Here is a 17840-nt window from a genome sequence, read left to right as displayed (position 1 = left end):
GACGGGGACACGCATGGCACGGATCCTGATCGTAGAGGACGAGGAGAAAATCGCCCGCTTTGTGACGCTCGAGCTGGAGCACGAGGGCTACCAGGTGGAGCACGCCGCCGACGGCCGCACCGCCGTGGACTTGGCACTGGAGCGCGACTACGATCTGATTCTGCTCGATGTGCTGTTGCCGCAGCTCAACGGCATGGAGGTCCTGCGGCGTGTCCGCAAGCACAAGGATGTGCCGGTGATTATGGTCACCGCGCGCGATACCGTGATGGACAAGGTGGCCGGGCTCGATGCCGGTGCCGACGATTACCTGACCAAGCCGTTTGCGATTGAGGAGCTGTTCGCACGGATTCGCGTGGCGCTGAAGCGCGCGGAGGCCGTGCGGGCGGCTTCGGGCGTTGGCGGCGCCGGCGCCGGGGCGGGCATGGCGGGCGGCGCGGGCGGCGACGCCGCTGCGGTGCCCCCGGTCAGTGAGTCGACCAAGGCTTCCGTCGCGCCCTCCCCCGCCGCGCTCACCGTGGGCTCGGTCGTGCTCGACCCCGACCGCCGCGAAGTCACGGTCGGCGGCTCGCCCATCGCGCTCACGGCCCGCGAGTTCGACGTTCTCGCCCTGCTTATGGCACATGCTGAAACCGTGCTCACACGCGAGCGCATCACTCACGAGGCGCTGGGCTACGAATACGTGGGCGACACCAACAACGTCGACGTGCACATCGCGCACCTGCGTGCCAAGATCGAGGACGCCGGCGGCGCCCGCATCATCCAGACCGTGCGCGGGGTGGGCTATGTCTGCCGTGCGTAACGCCGAGGCCAAGCGTGTCACCTCCATCGCCCGCGCCATCAACTGGAGCTATATATGGCGCCGCCTGATGAGCTACGTCTGGCTCGATCTGCTGCTGATGGTGATTGCGGCGGCGATCCTCGTCTATGGATACAACCAGACGCTGCCCGAAGGCGCGTTTACCGCAGGATGGATCCCCAGCGCCGCCGTTCACGGCATGTCGCTGAAGCCCGCGCGCGACTGGGACCTGACAACGCTCACCTATACCGTCGAACTTGCGCGTACCACCAAGACTTTCCCTCTCGCGCAGGACCTCGTCGCGCTATGGCCTCTCTACCTTGTCGTTGTGGGTTGGCAGGTCATCAGCGTGCTCAACATGCTCGGCGGCGCGAGGCACGTGCGTCGCACCATGGCACCGCTCAACGACTTGGCCCTGCGCGTGGACGAACTCGGCCGCATGCAACTCTCCGGCGGCAAAATGGAAACGCTGGAACAGGCCATCGAGCGTGCAAGCGTCGACTCGCCGAGCGTCACCACCGGCGACGCCGACCTGGCAAGCATCGAGGTCGCGCTCAACCGGCTGCTGCGCCAGATGCAAGAGGCCAAGCTGCAGCAGATGCGCTTTGTCAACGATGCAAGCCACGAGCTGCGCACGCCCATCGCGGTGATTCAGGGCTACGTAAACATGCTCGACCGCTGGGGCAAAGACGACCCGGACGTGCTGGCGGAATCCATCGCGTCCCTCAAGGCCGAAAGCGAGCATATGCAGGAGCTCGTGGAGCAGCTGCTGTTTTTGGCACGCGGCGATGCCGGGCGCACGGTCCTGCGGCGTGCGCATACCAACCTGGCCGCACTGGTCGGCGAGGTGTGCGAGGAATCGCAGATGATCGACGCCGCGCACACGTATCGGCTGGCTTTTGACACTGCATTTGCCAACGATCCGCGCTGCGACGCACCTGTCGACGTGGCGCTTGTGAAGCAGGCTCTGCGCGTGATCGTGCAGAACGCCGCCAAGTATTCGAACGCGGGAACGACCGTCACGTTTGCCATAACTCCCGATACGGGCACGGGCGCGATCGACATAAGTGTTGAGGACGAGGGTATCGGTATGAACCAGGAGTCCGCAGCTCACGCGTTTGAACGGTTCTACCGCGCCGACAACGCACGCGATGCCGGCGCGCAGGGCTCGGGTCTGGGGCTTGCCATTGCTAAGTGGATTGTCGATAGCCATGGCGGCGCCATTGGCGTGACCTCGGTCGAGGGCGTCGGTAGCCGCTTTACGATTCGCCTGCCACGGTAGGAAGCCCCCTCGTGAATCGAGGTCTAATACTTTTCCGGAAAAGTGAACGAGCGTATTTGGACCCCTGAAGCATCCACATTTTTCGACGGGATAATCGCAGGATTCCAGCATCAAAACCGCAGGAAACGGTACCCTCAAAGTGTCGATGCTTCGGGGGTCCAATTCTGCTCGTTCACTTCTCGGGAAAAGTATTAGACCCCGATTTCATGTCCCCTCAAAAGGTCGCCCCCTCGGCAAAAAAGGGATAGGGCCATGCGGCCCTATCCCTTTTTTCGTTATAGCAGCTTGCGCGCTACTCGCGACACAGGTGCACGGCGAAGCCGGCGAACTCGCGCTTAAAGTACACAAGCTTGGTGCCGCCGTCGGGCAGCAGCACGCGCGACTCCTCGTTGACCTCGAGCCCGTGCTCGGCAAACCACTTCTCGGCAGCATCGATGTCGTTGACGGCAAAGCCTATGTGGCCCTTGGCGCCACGACCGTTCTGCTTCATGATCTCGACCAGCGAGTCGTTAAAGTACGAAATCGGGGTCTCGCTGACGGGCAGGCCCATCATCGTCGAGAACAGCTCCGCGATCTCCAGGGCGTCTGCCGGGTCGGTGGCGTTAATGCCCACATGGGCAACGCGCATGCCAAAGAGCTCGACCGGGTTGGCGTTCTGCTCGTTCATACAGGCAGCGCCTACTGAGCCATGACGTCGAGAACGGCCTTCTCGGCAGCGACGCGGTTCATGCCGGTCATAAAGGGCACGCCGCTCACGTACGGGCAGGTGAGGCCCTCGGGGGCAACGGTGGTGGCGATCAGCAGGTCGGCGCCCTCGTCGCAAGCGTCCTTGGCCTCGGAAATGGCGCACTGCACGATCTCATACTTGCCGGCGTAACCGTTGGCGTCGAGCATGGTGGCGACCTTCTGGGCAACGAGCGTGGAAGTAGCAGCGCCAGCACCGCAAGCCAAAACGATCTTCTTCATAGGTAATGTCTCCCTTCATGGTTTACTTTAGGTAAGTGTACCGCAGCGAGCGATGGCGCTCGGCCTCGATGCACTTTTGCGCCAGTTTGCTTGCACGCTGCGTATAATACATCTAGTACGTTTTGTCATACCGCTTGTTTTACGAGCGACCGAGGAGCTCAATATGCCCGATTCCCGCACACTCTGGACCGTCGTCGTTGTCATCTGTATCGCCGTGTCGTTGCTCTTTAGCATCAAAAAACGCACCACGTTTAAACGCCTGCAGCGGCTCATGGCCGCCAAACAGTGGGACGAGTTCGATCGTTTGCTCGACGGCAAACTCACCAGCATGCTGTACCCGCGCTACAACCGCGACTACCTGCGCCTGAACTCCTATCTGCTGCGCGAGGACCACGAGCGCGCCGACGAGATGTTTGACCTGCTGCTGGGGCTCAACCTGCCCAAGATGCAGCGCGTCGATCTGGTGATCAAGGCCTTTAACTACTACGTTGGCCAGGAGGACCGCAAAAAGTCCAAGGAGCTGCTGCACGAGATCAAGGGCTTTGAGGGTGGCCAAGCCGAGGCAGTCGCGCACGAATGCCAGCTGATGTACGACACGATGATCCTCAAGCGCCACAACGACATTCCCGAGCTGGAGCGCATGCTCGAGGATGTCGGCAACGACCCGGTCAAGCGCTGCCGACTGGAGTACCTGCTGGCCCTGCAGTACCAAAACAAGGGCGACGAGGCAAAGTTCCAAGAGTTCCTCGAGAAGTCGGGCCAACACTCGATGGCCGTCAACGCGTAACGGACGGCTTGTGCTAGACTTCTAGTCTTACGGGGGCGTGGCGGAATTGGCATACGCAGGAGACTTAAAATCTCTCGCCGCAAGGATTGTGGGTTCGAGTCCCACCGCCCCTACCACGTATTGTTTACGAGCCCGTGTCCCTTTGGAATGCGGGCTCGCTTCTTTTGGATACCGTCAAGCCTCTAAGTTGCGGTGGAATAGTTCCTGTTTTGGCAGTTTATCAGCCCATTTAGGAACTATTTCACCGCAACTTATGAGGGGATGGTTAAAGGACGCTGAGGCTGGGGGTCCAGGCGATGGTGGGGGTCGTGCCGTCGAGAACCTCGTTGATGGTGGCGGCCATTCCGGCGAGCAGGCTGTTCTCGCTTACAGTGAGCGCGTCGTAGCCGCCGGCTCGCATGAGCTCGCGAATCACCACAGCACCAGCCAGGATCACGCCCGCACGCTTGGGTTGCACGCCTGGCAACGCGGCGATGCCCGCGACATCCAGCGAGGACATGCGCTCGATAGCGTCCGAAACCTGGTCCAGCGAAAGCTCGCGCAGGTGCACAAAACTCGAATCATACGGCTCCAGCTCGTGAACGAGCGCAACGAGCGTGGTGACGGTGCCACCCACCGCGACCAGGCGCTCGGCTCGCTCAAAGTCGACCGGCAAGCTCTTAAAGTAGCCCGCAAACTGCTCGTTTGCCCACGCGCCAGCGGCGGCAAGCTCGCTGCCCGTTGGCGGCAGCGCCGAGAAAAACCGCTCCGTCACGCGGCGACAGCCGATGTCCAGCGAGCGCGTTCCCTCCAGCGCAAAGACCCCACGCTCCGGCGCATAGACGCCCGTCGCGAGCTCCGTGGATCCGCCACCCGAATCGGTAACAATGATGCGCTCGCCGGTAAAGTCGTGCGCCACGCCAAAAAACGTCAGGCGCGCCTCGACCTCGCCCGGAATCACCTGCGGCTCGAGCCCCAGCTCGCGCAGGCCGTCCAGCAGCAGCGCGGCATTGGACGCATCGCGCGCGGCGCTCGTGCACGTGGTGCAGATGCACGCGGCCCCAAAGGCACGGGCCTCGTCCACAAACATTCGGCACGCAGCGAGCACGCGCCCAACGGCCGCCTCGCAAAAGCGCCCCGTTGCGTCCACGCCCTCGCCCAAGTCGGTAATCTCGGTATGCTTGGACGATTCCACGATCGCCCCGTCCTCGACCTGGGCCAGCACCAGTCGCGACGACACCGTTCCCAGGTCAATCGCCGCCACCTTATATCGTTTGCAATTCGTCATTGCGGCCCCCCTCCGGGCGCTACTCGCCATTGGACACGACTGCCTGGCCCTCGACGCCGTTAAATCCAAACAGCATGTCGAGCGTCTGGATGTACCACGGCGCGTCCTTGCCGACCTCTTCGATTTCCTTGGCAACTTCGCTGGCCTTCTTGGCGTTCGACGACTTCTGGCTCGACGAGGCATCGGAATCGTCGTCCAGGCCCTGCACTTCAATCCTCTTCTCGCCGGGCATCACCAGACCCAGGTCCTCGGTCGCCGCGTCCTTAATGCCCTCCTCCGAGAGCAGCTTGTCGACGCTTTTTTGCAGGTCGTCATTATATTGCTCGCGAATCTCGACCTGCTTGGCCAAGATGTCGCTCGAGCGTTTTGCCACATACAGGTCGCGCACCGGGAAGTACAGGCTCACGAGCGCCAGGGCGACGACAATGCCAACAAACAGCCCTCGCTGGGGACCGTGGGTAAAATCATAGATTGCCTTGACCACCGCGTTATCGTTGGCGTAGTGCATAAAGTCCGAGCCCGAAAGACGGCTTGAGGGACGGCGCGGCTTGTCGGACGCCTGGGTCGAAGGGCGCGACGCATGCTTGGAACGCGATGGGCACACCGGACTGTCCGAGGAACTATTTGGCTGAGCATTGGGATGCGAAGTCGCCGGCGAGCTATACCTGGAGCGATCAGCGCCAGCATAACCAGACCCGCCAAGCTGCACCGAATGCGCACGGCGAGGTGACGGTTCGCGCGAACCGGCGGAATAGTGCCTGTTGTCGTAAATCTGATCCATGTGCGCCTTGTGCGGTTGAGGTTTGTTTGCGCTAAGTCCTTTAGTTATAGCACGCGGGCGGACCAGCCGGACGAGCCGTAGGACAAATCCATTACTCGAGCGCGCATGGTCGCCAACGGGCAAGTCGACGGGGCGCCGCCCTTACGCCCCGCCGACCAACACCGTGTCCTACTCCCCTGCCTTTGCGGCATCCCACAGGTCGTTGAGCCCGTGGGTCGAAAGCTCGGCAAGATCAACATGGGCATCGGCCGCCATCTGCTCCATCGCGGCCCAACGGCGGCGGAACTTTGCCGTGCTGGCACGAAGGGCGCTCTCGGCGTCGATGCCCTCCTTGCGCGCAACGTTGACCAGGGCAAAGAGCAGGTCGCCAAACTCCATCTCGCGCTCGGGCGAGCCGGGCTCCTCGGCCTCAAACTCGGCACGTTCCTCGGCGACCTCGTCCCACACATCTTGGACGGTCTCCCACTCAAAGCCCACGGCAGCCGCCTTGCGCGACACCTTCTGAGCCTGCATCAGCGCCGGCAGATGCGTGGGCACGCCGTCGAGCAGGCCCTCGGGCGCAGCCTCGCCCGCCGCCACGGCCTGGTCCTTGGCGGCCTTCTCGGCAAGTTTGACCTCGTCCCAAATCTTGAGCACCTCGTCGGAGCTGCCGGCGTCCACATCGCCAAACACGTGCGGATGGCGGCGAATGAGCTTGGCGTCGATATCGCGCGCCACGTCGGCCAGCGTAAACTCGCCGGCGTCCGCCGCGATCTGCGCATGCAACACGACCTGCATGAGCACATCGCCCAGCTCCTCGCGAAGATGGGCCGCGTCATCCGCCTCGATGCAGTCGAGCGCCTCGTAGGCCTCCTCGATCATGTTCTTGCCAATGCTCTGGTGCGTCTGCTCGCGGTCCCACGGGCAGCCGTCGGGCTGACGCAGGCGCCAGATAGTCTGTACCAGATGTTGTAACTCGGCCGATGCATCGACCAGCGTGGACAGGTCGCGCGAACCTTCGGCATTTTGCTGAGCCATGTGCTCGGCCATGGTTAGTCCTCCTCCATGATCACATGGCGGAACGCGCCGCCCTCGTAGATACCATAGCTGTGCGTGCCGTCCTTGGGGATGCTCACGCTGCCGGGATTGAAGAGCCACAGACCCGGGTGCGCGGTGCTTTCCTCGTTGACCTTGACGTGCGTGTGGCCGTAGACGAGCGCGGAGCCCTCGGGCAGCGCGGGCGCGTGGTCGACGCTGTTGTGCATGCCGGCGCCAAAGACGTGGCCGTGCGTCAGGAACAGTTCGCGGCCGGTCTCGTCGAACAGCGTGGCGTAGTCGGCCATGACGGGAAAGTCGAGAACCATCTGGTCGACCTCGGCGTCGCAGTTGCCGCGCACCGCGATAATGCGGTCGGCCAGGGCGTTGAGCAGCGGAATCACGCGCTTGGGAGCGTAGTCGCGCGGCAGGTCGTTGCGCGGACCGTGATAAAGCAGGTCGCCCAGCAGGACGATGCGGTCGGGCTGCTCGGCTTCGATGGCGGCGCGGAGGCGCTCGGTCCAATATGCCGAGCCGTGGATGTCAGAAGCGATGAGGTATTTCATGGAGGTCCTTTCGGGGTGGGGTTGACGTGGCCGAGCGCGGAATGTCGCCACCAGCCGCGTTATTCAAATCGCAGTGCCGCGCTCTGGGCCGCCTGCATCACGCGTTGGAGCGGCACATTGTGCTCACGGGCAAGGCGGGCGCAGTCTTCGTACTCGGGCGCCGCACGCTCACTGCCGTCGGGCAAGGTGGCCACCTTGACGGACACCTCGCCCCACGGCGTCGTTACGCGCTCAAAGTAGCGCGGCAGGCAAACGCGCTCCATAACCTGGCGGCGGATGCCATTGGTCGTGGTTTCCAAAAAGATGATCGTCTGCAGGCGCTCGATATCCTCGTGGGTGCAGATTACCTGCAACTGCCAGCCAGGGCGGTCTTTCTTGCAATAGAGGGGCAGCCAGTGCACCTCGCGCGCGCCGGCCTCGCGCAGGCGGTCGGCGGCGTAGGCGAGCACCTCGGGCGACGCGTCGTCGATGTCGCACTCCAGCTTGACGATGGTTTCGGGCGCATCGGTCTCGCGGGACAGCGGAGATGTAGTTCCACGTTGCATACGGTCCGGCTCCTTTCCGCACGGGCTCGTTTTATTCACCCAAACGCTAGCACATCGCGAGCGGCGCAAGTGTGGCGGCGCGCGATGAGCGCGATTTTCCTTGTCTGCAAGAACCGACACTCCACCGCCTCGGCCAAACATGTACATCAGCCTCCAAACATGTCATTTTTTGTCAGTTTTGGAGGCTGAGGTACATGATTCGAAGCAAGGCCGATGTCGCGAGCCCGCCCTTATGCGCCGCCCGTCCTTTCCAGTCGATTTCGGCCCACGGCGCGCACATCGCACTGGGGGCCGCGCCGTTACAATGGAGCAGATTCGCTTGACGTAAAGGAGCCGCCATGCCTGCTTGCCCGCTGGTCGATTGCCATACTCACACCTCGTTTTCGGACGGACACGCCTCGTTTGAAGACAACGTCCGCGCCGCTGCTGCGGCCGGTTGCCGCACCATGGTCTCGGCCGATCACCTTACCCTGCCTGCCAGCATGGATGCCACCTGCGAGGTACAGGTTGTCGAGGGCGACCTGCCGGCGCATCGTCTGGCTTTTGAGGATGCCCGCAAGCTTGCCGTGCAGATTGCGCCGGAGCTCGAGCTTGTCTATGGCTTTGAGTGCGATTGGTACGAAGGCTGCGAGCCTTTGGTTGAGCGCTGGTCCCGGGGCGCCGTCGTACGCCTGGGCAGCGTGCATTGGATTGGTAACCCGGGCAATATCATGGCAGGCGCTGCGGGCACGACGGGGACAGAGGGCGTCGCACGCCCCGATACGCCCGACTCACGCTGCGGCTGGATCGACGACGACACCAACCTGCACGTTTGGGAAAACTTAGGCGTGCGCGGCGTGTGGGAGCGCTATGTCGATGACTGGTGCCGCGCCTGCGAAAGCTCGCTCAACTTTGATGTGATGGCTCACCCCGACCTGGTCATGCGCTTTTCGAAGGAAGGCTTTGCGCCCGATTTTGACCCCGCACCGTTTTGGCGGCAGATGGCCGAGTGTGCGCACGATACGGGCCGCCGCGTTGAAGTCTCGACCGCCGCACCGCGCAAGGGGCTCGACGACTACTATCCCGCGACCGGCCTTTTGCGCTGCTTTGCCCATGCTGAGGCGCCCATTACCTTTGGCTCGGATGCGCACCGCGCCTGTGATATTTGCTGGAATATCCGCGAGGCCCAAGCCCATGCCTACGACTGCGGCTATCGAACCTTCGACATCCCCCACCCCACCGGCGAATGGGAGTCCACACCCCTCGCCTAGCCATCCCTTCATAAGTTGCGGTGAAATAGCTCCTATTTATAGCCCTAAGACCGTCAAACAAGAACTATTCCACCGCAACTTCTATGGTCATCGGGGACGTTCTTTAACGACTAGTGGCGGCGGGCGTTGAGTTCGCCGGCCAGCTCGTCGAGGGTAATGCCGTAGCGCTCAAGCGTCACGAGCAGGTGGTAGACCAGGTCGCCAGCCTCGTAGCGAATGTGATCATGGTCGTTATCCTTGCAGGCCATGATCACCTCACTCGCCTCCTCGGCAAGCTTCTTGAGCAGCTCATCCTCCACATCGGTCAGCAGTCGGGCGGTATAGCTTTCCTGCGGCGACGCATCGCGACGACCGTGAATCACCTCGGCCAGCCCCGTTAGCGTCTCGCCGATATTTCCATCCTGAACATTTGCGGTACGCACACCCATGGTTCAATCCTTTCTGGTTGGCCAAGCGCCTGGTCGAGCGCCCGCCCTACGCGAGTTTCTTAAAGAAGCAGGTACGGTTGCCGGTATGGCAGGCCGGACCCGGCGAGTCGACCTTGACCAGCAGCGTGTCGCTATCGCAGTCGGCCCAGAGTTCGCGAACCTCCTGCATGTTGCCGCTCGTCGCGCCCTTGTTCCAGAGCTCCTGGCGACTGCGGCTCCAAAACCACGTGGTGCCGGTCTTGAGCGTCAGCCCCACCGACTCCTCGTTCATCCAGGCAACCATAAGCACCTCGCCGGAGTCATACTGCTGAACCACACAAGGAATCAGCCCGCGGGCGTCGTACGCAAGCTTTGAAGGATCGGTTATCTCTTCCATTTCTCTCCCCAAATTCAAACTTCGCAGGTCGGCGAGGGTTGTCCAGGTGCCCGAGATTCCGAGCGACAAGCCCGACGACGCGTACTTAAGTACGCGAGGAGGGTTGGAGCCGGAAGGTCGGGTGCCTGGGCAAGCCCCAGCGCTAGAAGTCCAACCTGACAGGGATGCCTTGAGAGGCCATATACTCCTTCACCTGGCGAATGCTGAAGGTTCCAAAGTGAAAGACGCTCGCCGCCAGCACGGCGTCGGCCTCGCCCTCGATCACGCCCTCGGCAAAATGCTCGAGCGTGCCCACGCCGCCGCTCGCGATGACGGGGATTGGCACCGCGCGGGCCACGGCGCGGGTAAGCGCCAAATCAAAACCGGCCTTGGTACCGTCGCGGTCCATGCTGGTGAGCAAGATCTCGCCGGCGCCGCGACGAGTCGCCTCCTCGGCCCACGCCACCGCGTCGATGCCCGTGGCGTTGCGACCGCCCGCCGTGAAGACTTCCCACTTGTCGGCACCGGATGCGCCGGGCAGGCCGACGCGCTTGGCATCGATCGCCACGACCACGGCCTGGCTGCCAAACGCCGCGGCAGCCTGACTAATCAGCGACGGATCGCGCACGGCCGCCGAGTTGAGCGACACCTTGTCGGCACCGGCGGCAACCATGGTGCGCATGCCCGCCAGGTCGCGAAAGCCGCCGCCCACGGTATAGGGAATGGCGAGCTCCTCGGCCGCATGCGCCGCCATCTCGATGGTCGTCGCACGGTTGTCGCTCGTGGCGGTAATGTCCAGGAAGACGACCTCGTCCGCACCCTCGCGGTCGTAGGCGCGGGCCAGTTCCACCGGATCGCCCGCATCGCGCAAGCTTACAAAGTTAACTCCCTTGACCACGCGGCCGTCCTTGACGTCCAGACAGGGAATTACGCGCTTGGTAAGCATGGGCTACTCCTCCCCTCGGGCGGCGGCCAGCGCCTGGGCCAGCGTAAAGTTGCCCTCGTAGAGCGCACGGCCGGTAATGGCGCCTTCAATCGCGCCCTCGCCCACCGCGGCCAGTGCGCGGATGTCGTCGAGCGTCGAGATGCCGCCCGAAGCCACGACGGGAAAGCCCGCGACCTCGGCCACATGGCGATACGCCGCCACATCGATACCCGTCTGCATGCCATCGCGCGCGATGTCGGTATACACCAGATGCTTAAAGCCCAGCTCGGAAAGCTGCGCCACGGCATCGTCGAGCGCCACGCCCGCGCCGTCACGCCAGCCGTTCACCTTGACCTGGCCGTCGCGCGCGGCGATGTCTGCCACCAGCAACTCGCCAAAGCCTTGGGCTGCCACTTCGGCAAAACCCGGCTCGGTCACCAGCACGGTGCCCAGCGCGATACGGCATGCGCCGAAGCCTGCCAACTCGTCGATGCGCGCAAGCGAGCGGACGCCGCCGCCCACGTCCACGGACAGACCGTCGACGCCGCAGATGCCCTTAATCGCCGCCGAGTTGGCAGCGCGTGCGCCCTCGTCCTCGCCAAAGGCAGCGGACAGGTCGACGACGTGCACCCAGCTCGCGCCCTGTTCGGCAAACGAGCGGGCAACGGCCACAGGGTCGTCGGAATATACCTTGCAGCGGCTGCGGTCACCGCGCTCCAGGCGCACGACCTTGCCGCCGATCAGATCGATTGCGGGAAACAGGATCATCGGCCAACCTCCTCGACGATGCTCACAAAGTTCTTAAGGATGCGCTGACCCAGCGCGGAGGATTTCTCGGGATGGAACTGGCAGCCCCACACGTTGCCATGGCGCACGATGCACGGGAAGCTCCGCGTATAGTGTGTGCACGCCAGCACATCGGCGGCATCGGCGTCGTCAGCCACCGCGTAGCTGTGGGTGAAGTACATGTTGGCACCCTCGGCAAAACCGGCAAGCAGCGGATCGGCCGCACCGGCGGGCGTCATGTACACCTGGTCCCAGCCCACGTGCGGCACCTTCAGTCGGCTCGACTCCAAGCGCGTGCACGAACCGCGCATAATGCCCAGGCCATCGACCCAGGGACCGCCAGCCTGCTCGGGGGCGCTGCCATCGGCGACCGCGCCCTCGTCCGCAGGCACGCCCTCGTTGCCGCGCTCAAAAAATAGCTGAAGGCCCAGGCAGATGCCGAGCAGCGGAGTTCCGGCGGCAACGGCGTCGAGCACCGCGTCCGCCTCGCCGCTCTGGCGCATAAAGGCGATCGCGTCATTGAACGCACCCACGCCCGGGATGACCAGGCCGTCGGCGCGGCGGATCTGCTCCGGATCGTCCGACGTGCAGGCGGCGGCACCGGCGCGCACAAGCCCGCGCACGACGCTCGACAAGTTGCCCTTGTGGTAGTCGACCACCACGGTCTTCGGTTCGCCCACGCGACCCTCCTTTTTCCCATTCAAAACCTGCCAAAAAGGGACAGGTTTATTTTGGTCGGTTAAACGTTCACCCACCGTATAAGACAGCATTTCCGCAGATAAAACCTGCCAAAATAAACCTGTCCCTTTTTGGCAGGCTACAGCGAGCCCTTGGTGCTGGGGATGCCCTGAACGCGGGGATCGAGCTCGCAGGCGTGGCGCATCGTGCGGCCCACGGCCTTAAAGGCGGCCTCGATAATGTGATGCGAGTTGCCGCCTGCGAGCTCGCGCACGTGCAGCGTAAGCTTGGCATCGCGCGCAAAGGCATAGAAGAACTCGACGGCCAGCTCGGTATCGAAGCTGCCCACACGTTCGGTCGGCACGGGCAGCTCGCAGTAGGCCTGGCCGCGACCCGAAATGTCCACGGCGGCCATCACGAGCGTCTCGTCCATGGCAATCGCCGCGTCTGCAAAGCGCGTAATACCCGCCTTGTCGCCCAGCGCTTGGCAAAACGCCTCACCCAGCACAATGCCCGTGTCCTCGACGGTATGGTGCGCGTCGACCTCCACGTCGCCTACTGCATGCACCGTTAAATCAAACAGGCCATGGCGGCCAAAGGCGTTGAGCATGTGGTCGAAAAACGGCACGCCGGTCGAGATATCGCACACGCCGCATCCGTCCAGATCGAGTTTGACAACAATGTCGGTCTCCCCCGTCTTGCGGGTCACCTCGGCATAACGGCTCATCTACATCTCCTCCTTCACCAGCGCGGCAAACGCAGCCAGCACCTCATCGTTTTCCTGCGGGGTGCCCACGGTAATGCGCAGACAGTCCGCAAGCCCCGGCGCGTAGCTAAAGTCGCGCACCAAAATCGAATACTCGTCGCGCAGGCGCTCACGCACGCGCGTAGCATGCGGCGTGCTCACGAGCACAAAGTTCGCCGCACTCGGCCATGCCTCCACGGGCAGACCCCCGGCAGCCATTGCGCGCAGGGCACACAGTTCGCGCTCGCGCTCGGATGCGACCTGTGCCACCACGGGCGCATACGCATCGCGGGCGCGCACGCAGGCAAGCGCCGCCGCCTGGCTCAGCACGTTGACCGAATAGATCTGGCGAATCGCCGCGAACACGTCGATGACCTCGGGCGCCGCAATCACATAGCCCAGACGCGTGCCGGCGGCGCCAAACGCCTTGGACAGCGTATGCAGGATCACCAAGTTGGGATGCTCGGCGATAAGTCCCTGCGCTGTGGTGGCCGCGCCAAACGAAGCGTCGGCGAACTCAACGTAGGCCTCGTCGACCATCACCATGCCGGGGCACGCATCGCACAGGGCCGCGACAAAGTCGAGCGGTGCCACGTCACCCGTGGGGTTATTGGGCGAGGTCACAATGGCCAAGTTGCACTCGGGCGCCGCCGCGAGCACGGCAGCCTGGTCGAGCTCAAAGGTCGCCGGGTCGCGCCACACGTCGCGCACCTCGGTCTGACAGAGCGACGCAAAGAACGCATACTCGCTAAAACACGGCGGGCAGTTGAGCAGGGTCCGCCCCGCGCCGCCAAACGCCAGCAGGTAGTTATAGAGCAGCTCGTCGCCGCCGTTGCCCACGCAGATATTCTCGCGCGCCACGCCATGCCAAGCGGCAAGCTCGTCGCGCAGGTCGTTCGACATGGGATCGGGGTAGCGGTTGAGCGGCGTGGCAGCCAGGGCGGCGTCGACCGCCTCGCGCACGCCAGCCGGCACGGGATAGGTGTTCTCGTTGGCCGAAAGGTTGATGCGCGTGGGCGTAAAGTTGGGATTGTAGGGCTCAATGCCAGCCAAGTAGGGCTGGACGAGCTCCTTCATGCGAGACGTCAGCTCGGCCATATTAGGCCTCCTCGCCGGTCGCGCCAGCGCCATCCGCGCTTGCAGCCGCTAGGTCCACACCCTCGGCGACCGTCGCCACGGCGTCGCCCGGCCAGGCGACCTTGGTCAGGTCGGCCGCGGCCAGAGACTCAGCACTCACGGCACCCTCGCCCTGCTCCAGCACACGGCGACGCAGTGCGGCGGAAAGCGCGTGTGCCCACAGGCCCTCGGCCTCGGCCAAACGCTGCGTCGCGGGAGCGTCCGAGAGCAGGCCCTCGGGCGTATAGCAAATGACGCTCGAGCGCTTGACGAATTCTTCGACCGAAAGCGGGTTGGAGAACATGGCCGTGCCGCCGGTCGGCAGCGTGTGGTTGGGGCCGGCAACATAATCGCCAAGCGGCTCGGAGCTCCAAGCGCCCACAAAGATGGCGCCGGCGTTGCGAATGCCGCCGAGCAGGCCCATCGCATCCTTGCAGTGCAGCTCCAGGTGCTCGGGCGCCACGGTGTTCACCGCCTCGACGGCAGCAGCCATATCGGCGGCCACCACGATGGTGCCCTCGTTGTCGAGCGAGGCGCGCGTGATCTCGGCACGCGGGGACTGTGCCACCAAAATGTCGATACCCGCCTCGACCTCGCGCGCAAACTGCTCGTCGCAGGTCACCAGATAGCAGGCTGCTAGCGGATCGTGCTCGGCCTGGGCCATCAGGTCAGCCGCGACCACCATGGGCTTGGCCGTGGCATCTGCCAGCACGCAGACCTCGGAGGGGCCGGCGACCATGTCGATGCCCACGTCGCCCGAGACAATCTGCTTGGCCGCGGCAACAAAGGCGTTGCCCGGACCGGTGATTTTGTCGACGCGCGGAATGGTCTCGGTACCGTATGCCAGCGCGGCCACGGCCTGAGCGCCGCCCACCATATAGATCTCGTCCACGCCGCCGAGCTTTGCCGCCGCGAGCGTGTAGGGACTGATCAGGCCGTCCTTTTGCGGCGGGGTCACCATGACCACGCGCTCAACGCCGGCCACCTTGGCGGGAATGGCATTCATGAGCACCGTGGAGGGATACTGCGCGCGACCGCCCGGCACGTAGATGCCGGCCGCCGCAAGCGGGGTCACCTTAACGCCGAGCATGGTGCCATCTGCACGCGTGGTAAACCAGCTCTGCTCGACCTCGCGCTGGTGGAACTCGCGAATCTGGCGCGCAGCCTTCTCGAGCGCCGCGACAAAGGCCGGGTCGAGGTCTTCGAGCGCGGCATCGATCTGCTCTTGCGGCAGACGGAAGCTCTGCAGCTCAACACCGTCAAAACGCTGACAGTAGTCGCGCACCGCGGCATCGCCGTTGGCGCGCACGTTGGCCACGATATCGCGGGCGGCGTCGACGATGTCTTGCGGCAGCACGCCCTTGCGGTTGAGCTGGTTGGTAACGAGACGCTCACCGGGAGCAAGCTTGATAGTCTTCATATCGGTATCCCCTATCGGTCGAGGTTGTGTTCGAAAAACGAGAGGCCGGGCGGCGGCGCCCATCGGCCCGCAGCCCAGACGTTGGGGCGCCCGTGCGTGCTCGCGCTATTGTGCCGAGCCCGCAACGGGCTCAAAATGCTTGTCCTTAACGGCCGCCGCCAAGCGATCTGCCAGATTGCGTACGCGCGGATCTAAGCGAGCGGCACCCGGGTTGACAAAAAAGCGCGCCGTGCAGTCCATAATGCGGCCGGTGATGACCAAATCGTTGTCGCGCAGCGTGGCACCCGTGGCGGTAATATCCACGATACGGTCGGTCATGCCGACGATGGGGCCCAGCTCGATGTTACCGTGCAGCGAGACGATATCGGCGTTCACACCGCGCTCGGCATACCAGGCACTCGCGATGCGCGGATATTTGGTAGCCACGCGAAGCGACCCGCGGCGGGCATAGTTGCGCTCGGCCTGACCGGCGCGCCACGCGGGCTCTGCCTCGATAAAGGTGCACAGGCCATAGCCCAAGTCGACCAGCTGCAGCAGGTTGAGGTCGGCCTCGATGAGCGAATCCCAGCCGCAGATGCCGCAATCGGCGCCACCGCAGCCCACAAAGGCGGGCGCATCGCTGGGTCGCACGATAACAAACTCGATATCCCCGACCGTGCCCTCACCGGCACGCGTGTCGCGACCGCGCACAATCAGGTGACGGCCGGGGTCACGCAACTCAGAGACATCCAGGCCCGCGGCCTCGAGCACGTCGAGCGTGTCTGCCTTAAGCGAGCCCTTGGGCACGGCAATGCGCAGCGGACCCTCGGCGCCACGGCCCGCGGCGTGATCGCCGTCGGAAGCGGTGTCCTCTGCCGAGGTACGAGCGGCCTCCAAACGCTCGAGCGAAAAGGCGAAGCCCGCCGCCGGCACCTCGATGCCGTCGCCAAATGCGCCGGTAAAGATGGAGTCGTAGCGTCCGCCCGAACCCACCGGATCGGGCAAGCCACCGGCATAGGCCTTAAAGACCAGGCCCGTGTAGTAATCGAAAGAGTTCATAATGGAGAAATCGAACGACAGCACCTGGGCGTCCTCGGGAGCCAGGCCCTCGAGCAGGGCACGCAGCTCGCGCGTCGGCGGCGCGGCGATACCGGCGGCCTCCAGCAGCGCGTCCACGTGGTCGAGCACCTCGGCACCACCGTGCAGGCGCGGCAGTTCGCTAATGGCGGCCTTGACGGCATCAGACTCGGTGCTGGCAGCCACGCGGGCATCGAGGCCCACAAAGTCGTTGGCATGCACGCAGCGCAGGGCCTCGGCTGCCAGCTCGCGATCCTCGCACGCCGCGAGCAACTCCTTAAAAGGACGCACGCTACCTGCGATAATACGAGCATCGGGAAGCGCCAGCTTACGCACGGCCTCGGCCACCAGTGAAACAATCTCTACATCGCCCGCGGTATCGCCCGCACCGATAAGCTCAAAGCCCAGCTGCGTAAACTGACGCGAGCCACCGGCATTGCGCTGGCACTCGCGAACCACCGGCGCCTCGTAGCGAAGGCGCAGGGGCAGATCGGCCGCACGCATACGGGTCGAAACCAGGCGCACGATCGGCAGCGTGTTGTCGGGACGGACCACCAGCAGGCGGCCGTCGTCATCAAAGAGCTTAAACGGCGTGTCCGCAATGCGGCCGCCCTCCTCGAGCGAACCCTTGTCCTCGAGCAGCGGCGTCTCGACCGGAAGGTAATGATGCTCCCTTAAGCAGCCCTTCACCGTATACGCGATCTCCTCGCGTGCCTGAGCCTCCTCGGGCAATATGTCCCGGAATCCCCACGGTGTGGCCGTCATCTGGTGAGCCTCCTCATACTGCGTTTCATATAGAACGAAAGACCGGCATAGCTCCGCCGATCTTCTGGGTACTTTAGCATACTAGAGTGCTTGCGGGGAGAACCGTCCCCCTCGGCTCACAGCGTATTCATTTGGAAACAATGGAGGAGGCACATCCCGCCCGCCAGCCAAAAACTGGGATGCGGTTTCCGGTTGAGACTTGGGACTGCGGACGATTTCTTGGACCGTTACGCGGCCCTTCCCAGCGCGGCGCGGAACTCGGCCGGCGTGCGGCCGCCGAGCGCATCGCTGCGCCTCTCCGTATTGTATCGG

Annotated in this window: 20 protein-coding genes and 1 tRNA gene; 5 read left to right on the top strand and 16 right to left on the bottom strand. The window is 63.8% G+C overall.

What is annotated here, in order from left to right:
- The first annotated feature begins 13 nt into the window (after positions 1 to 13).
- Positions 14 to 799: a response regulator transcription factor gene (locus ACTQXM_RS04620; RefSeq protein WP_441547612.1), complete on the top strand. Its 786-nt coding sequence runs from the start codon at positions 14 to 16 to the stop codon at positions 797 to 799.
- Positions 783 to 2078, top strand: a complete 1296-nt coding sequence (locus ACTQXM_RS04615; protein ID WP_441537535.1) for a sensor histidine kinase — start codon at positions 783 to 785, stop codon at positions 2076 to 2078. Before ACTQXM_RS04620 ends, ACTQXM_RS04615 begins: the two co-directional genes overlap by 17 nt.
- Before the next feature lie 292 nt (positions 2079 to 2370).
- Here the strand turns inward: ACTQXM_RS04615 and ACTQXM_RS04610 are convergent, their stop codons facing one another.
- Together ACTQXM_RS04610 and ACTQXM_RS04605 are read right to left on the bottom strand one after the other, a co-directional pair.
- Positions 2371 to 2745 (bottom strand): VOC family protein, encoded by a 375-nt coding sequence (locus tag ACTQXM_RS04610; protein ID WP_427718886.1) that lies wholly within the window; start codon positions 2743 to 2745, stop codon positions 2371 to 2373.
- A gap of 11 nt (positions 2746 to 2756) precedes the next feature.
- Positions 2757 to 3044: a PTS sugar transporter subunit IIB gene (locus ACTQXM_RS04605; RefSeq protein ID WP_055252380.1), complete on the bottom strand. Its 288-nt coding sequence runs from the start codon at positions 3042 to 3044 to the stop codon at positions 2757 to 2759.
- Positions 3045 to 3207: 163 nt separating this feature from the next.
- On the opposite strand from ACTQXM_RS04605, the gene ACTQXM_RS04600 reads away from it, so the two are divergent.
- Together ACTQXM_RS04600 and ACTQXM_RS04595 are read left to right on the top strand one after the other, a co-directional pair.
- Positions 3208 to 3831: a hypothetical protein gene (locus ACTQXM_RS04600; RefSeq protein ID WP_427718884.1), complete on the top strand. Its 624-nt coding sequence runs from the start codon at positions 3208 to 3210 to the stop codon at positions 3829 to 3831.
- A 31-nt stretch (positions 3832 to 3862) separates the two neighbouring features.
- Positions 3863 to 3947 (top strand) — tRNA-Leu (locus ACTQXM_RS04595).
- Positions 3948 to 4096: 149 nt separating this feature from the next.
- Here the strand turns inward: ACTQXM_RS04595 and ACTQXM_RS04590 are convergent.
- The 5 genes from ACTQXM_RS04590 to larC all read right to left on the bottom strand — a co-directional run bounded on the left by ACTQXM_RS04590 (position 4097) and on the right by larC (position 8004).
- A complete protein-coding gene (locus tag ACTQXM_RS04590; RefSeq protein ID WP_441537536.1) occupies positions 4097 to 5098 on the bottom strand; it encodes a Ppx/GppA phosphatase family protein in 1002 nt (333 codons plus the stop codon).
- 19 nt (positions 5099 to 5117) lie between these two features.
- Positions 5118 to 5879, bottom strand: coding sequence for a hypothetical protein (locus ACTQXM_RS04585; protein WP_441537537.1), 762 nt, complete (start codon positions 5877 to 5879; stop codon positions 5118 to 5120).
- Positions 5880 to 6047: 168 nt separating this feature from the next.
- Complete coding sequence (gene mazG, locus ACTQXM_RS04580) at positions 6048 to 6908, bottom strand: nucleoside triphosphate pyrophosphohydrolase (protein WP_441537538.1); 861 nt, start codon at positions 6906 to 6908, stop codon at positions 6048 to 6050.
- 2 nt (positions 6909 to 6910) lie between these two features.
- Positions 6911 to 7459 carry a phosphodiesterase gene (gene yfcE / locus ACTQXM_RS04575; RefSeq protein WP_441537539.1) on the bottom strand — a complete coding sequence of 183 codons (549 nt, stop codon included), beginning with the start codon at positions 7457 to 7459 and terminating at the stop codon, positions 6911 to 6913.
- 59 nt (positions 7460 to 7518) lie between these two features.
- On the bottom strand, positions 7519 to 8004 hold the full coding sequence (gene larC, locus ACTQXM_RS04570) for a nickel insertion protein (RefSeq protein ID WP_441537540.1): 486 nt from the start codon (positions 8002 to 8004) through the stop codon (positions 7519 to 7521).
- A gap of 338 nt (positions 8005 to 8342) precedes the next feature.
- On the opposite strand from larC, the gene ACTQXM_RS04565 reads away from it, so the two are divergent.
- Positions 8343 to 9254, top strand: coding sequence for a PHP domain-containing protein (locus ACTQXM_RS04565; RefSeq protein WP_441537541.1), 912 nt, complete (start codon positions 8343 to 8345; stop codon positions 9252 to 9254).
- A gap of 110 nt (positions 9255 to 9364) precedes the next feature.
- Here the strand turns inward: ACTQXM_RS04565 and hisE are convergent, their stop codons facing one another.
- The 9 genes from hisE to hisG form a co-directional block, all read right to left on the bottom strand.
- A complete protein-coding gene (gene hisE / locus ACTQXM_RS04560) occupies positions 9365 to 9682 on the bottom strand; it encodes a phosphoribosyl-ATP diphosphatase (protein ID WP_006235893.1) in 318 nt (105 codons plus the stop codon).
- 46 nt (positions 9683 to 9728) lie between these two features.
- Positions 9729 to 10058, bottom strand: coding sequence for a phosphoribosyl-AMP cyclohydrolase (gene hisI / locus ACTQXM_RS04555; RefSeq protein WP_441537542.1), 330 nt, complete (start codon positions 10056 to 10058; stop codon positions 9729 to 9731).
- A gap of 142 nt (positions 10059 to 10200) precedes the next feature.
- Positions 10201 to 10983 carry an imidazole glycerol phosphate synthase subunit HisF gene (hisF, locus tag ACTQXM_RS04550; protein WP_441537543.1) on the bottom strand — a complete coding sequence of 261 codons (783 nt, stop codon included), beginning with the start codon at positions 10981 to 10983 and terminating at the stop codon, positions 10201 to 10203.
- A gap of 3 nt (positions 10984 to 10986) precedes the next feature.
- Positions 10987 to 11730, bottom strand: coding sequence for a HisA/HisF-related TIM barrel protein (locus ACTQXM_RS04545; protein ID WP_441537544.1), 744 nt, complete (start codon positions 11728 to 11730; stop codon positions 10987 to 10989).
- Entirely contained in the window at positions 11727 to 12428 is a 702-nt protein-coding gene (gene hisH / locus ACTQXM_RS04540; protein WP_441537545.1) for an imidazole glycerol phosphate synthase subunit HisH, read from the bottom strand. The genes ACTQXM_RS04545 and hisH overlap by 4 nt, the downstream gene beginning before the upstream one ends.
- A 137-nt stretch (positions 12429 to 12565) precedes the next feature.
- Complete coding sequence (gene hisB / locus ACTQXM_RS04535) at positions 12566 to 13153, bottom strand: imidazoleglycerol-phosphate dehydratase HisB (protein ID WP_427795451.1); 588 nt, start codon at positions 13151 to 13153, stop codon at positions 12566 to 12568.
- Complete coding sequence (gene hisC, locus ACTQXM_RS04530) at positions 13154 to 14269, bottom strand: histidinol-phosphate transaminase (RefSeq protein ID WP_441537546.1); 1116 nt, start codon at positions 14267 to 14269, stop codon at positions 13154 to 13156.
- Position 14270: 1 nt separating this feature from the next.
- Complete coding sequence (gene hisD / locus ACTQXM_RS04525; RefSeq protein WP_441537547.1) at positions 14271 to 15707, bottom strand: histidinol dehydrogenase; 1437 nt, start codon at positions 15705 to 15707, stop codon at positions 14271 to 14273.
- Between the two features lie 105 nt (positions 15708 to 15812).
- Positions 15813 to 17528 carry an ATP phosphoribosyltransferase gene (gene hisG, locus ACTQXM_RS04520; RefSeq protein ID WP_441537548.1) on the bottom strand — a complete coding sequence of 572 codons (1716 nt, stop codon included), beginning with the start codon at positions 17526 to 17528 and terminating at the stop codon, positions 15813 to 15815.
- Positions 17529 to 17840 lie beyond the last annotated feature (312 nt).

It is taken from the genome of Collinsella sp. LCP19S3_D3, assembly GCF_052121455.1.
Classification (GTDB): domain Bacteria; phylum Actinomycetota; class Coriobacteriia; order Coriobacteriales; family Coriobacteriaceae; genus Collinsella.
Note: the sequence above shows the minus strand (reverse complement) of the source record. Positions and strands in the feature narration are given on the sequence as shown.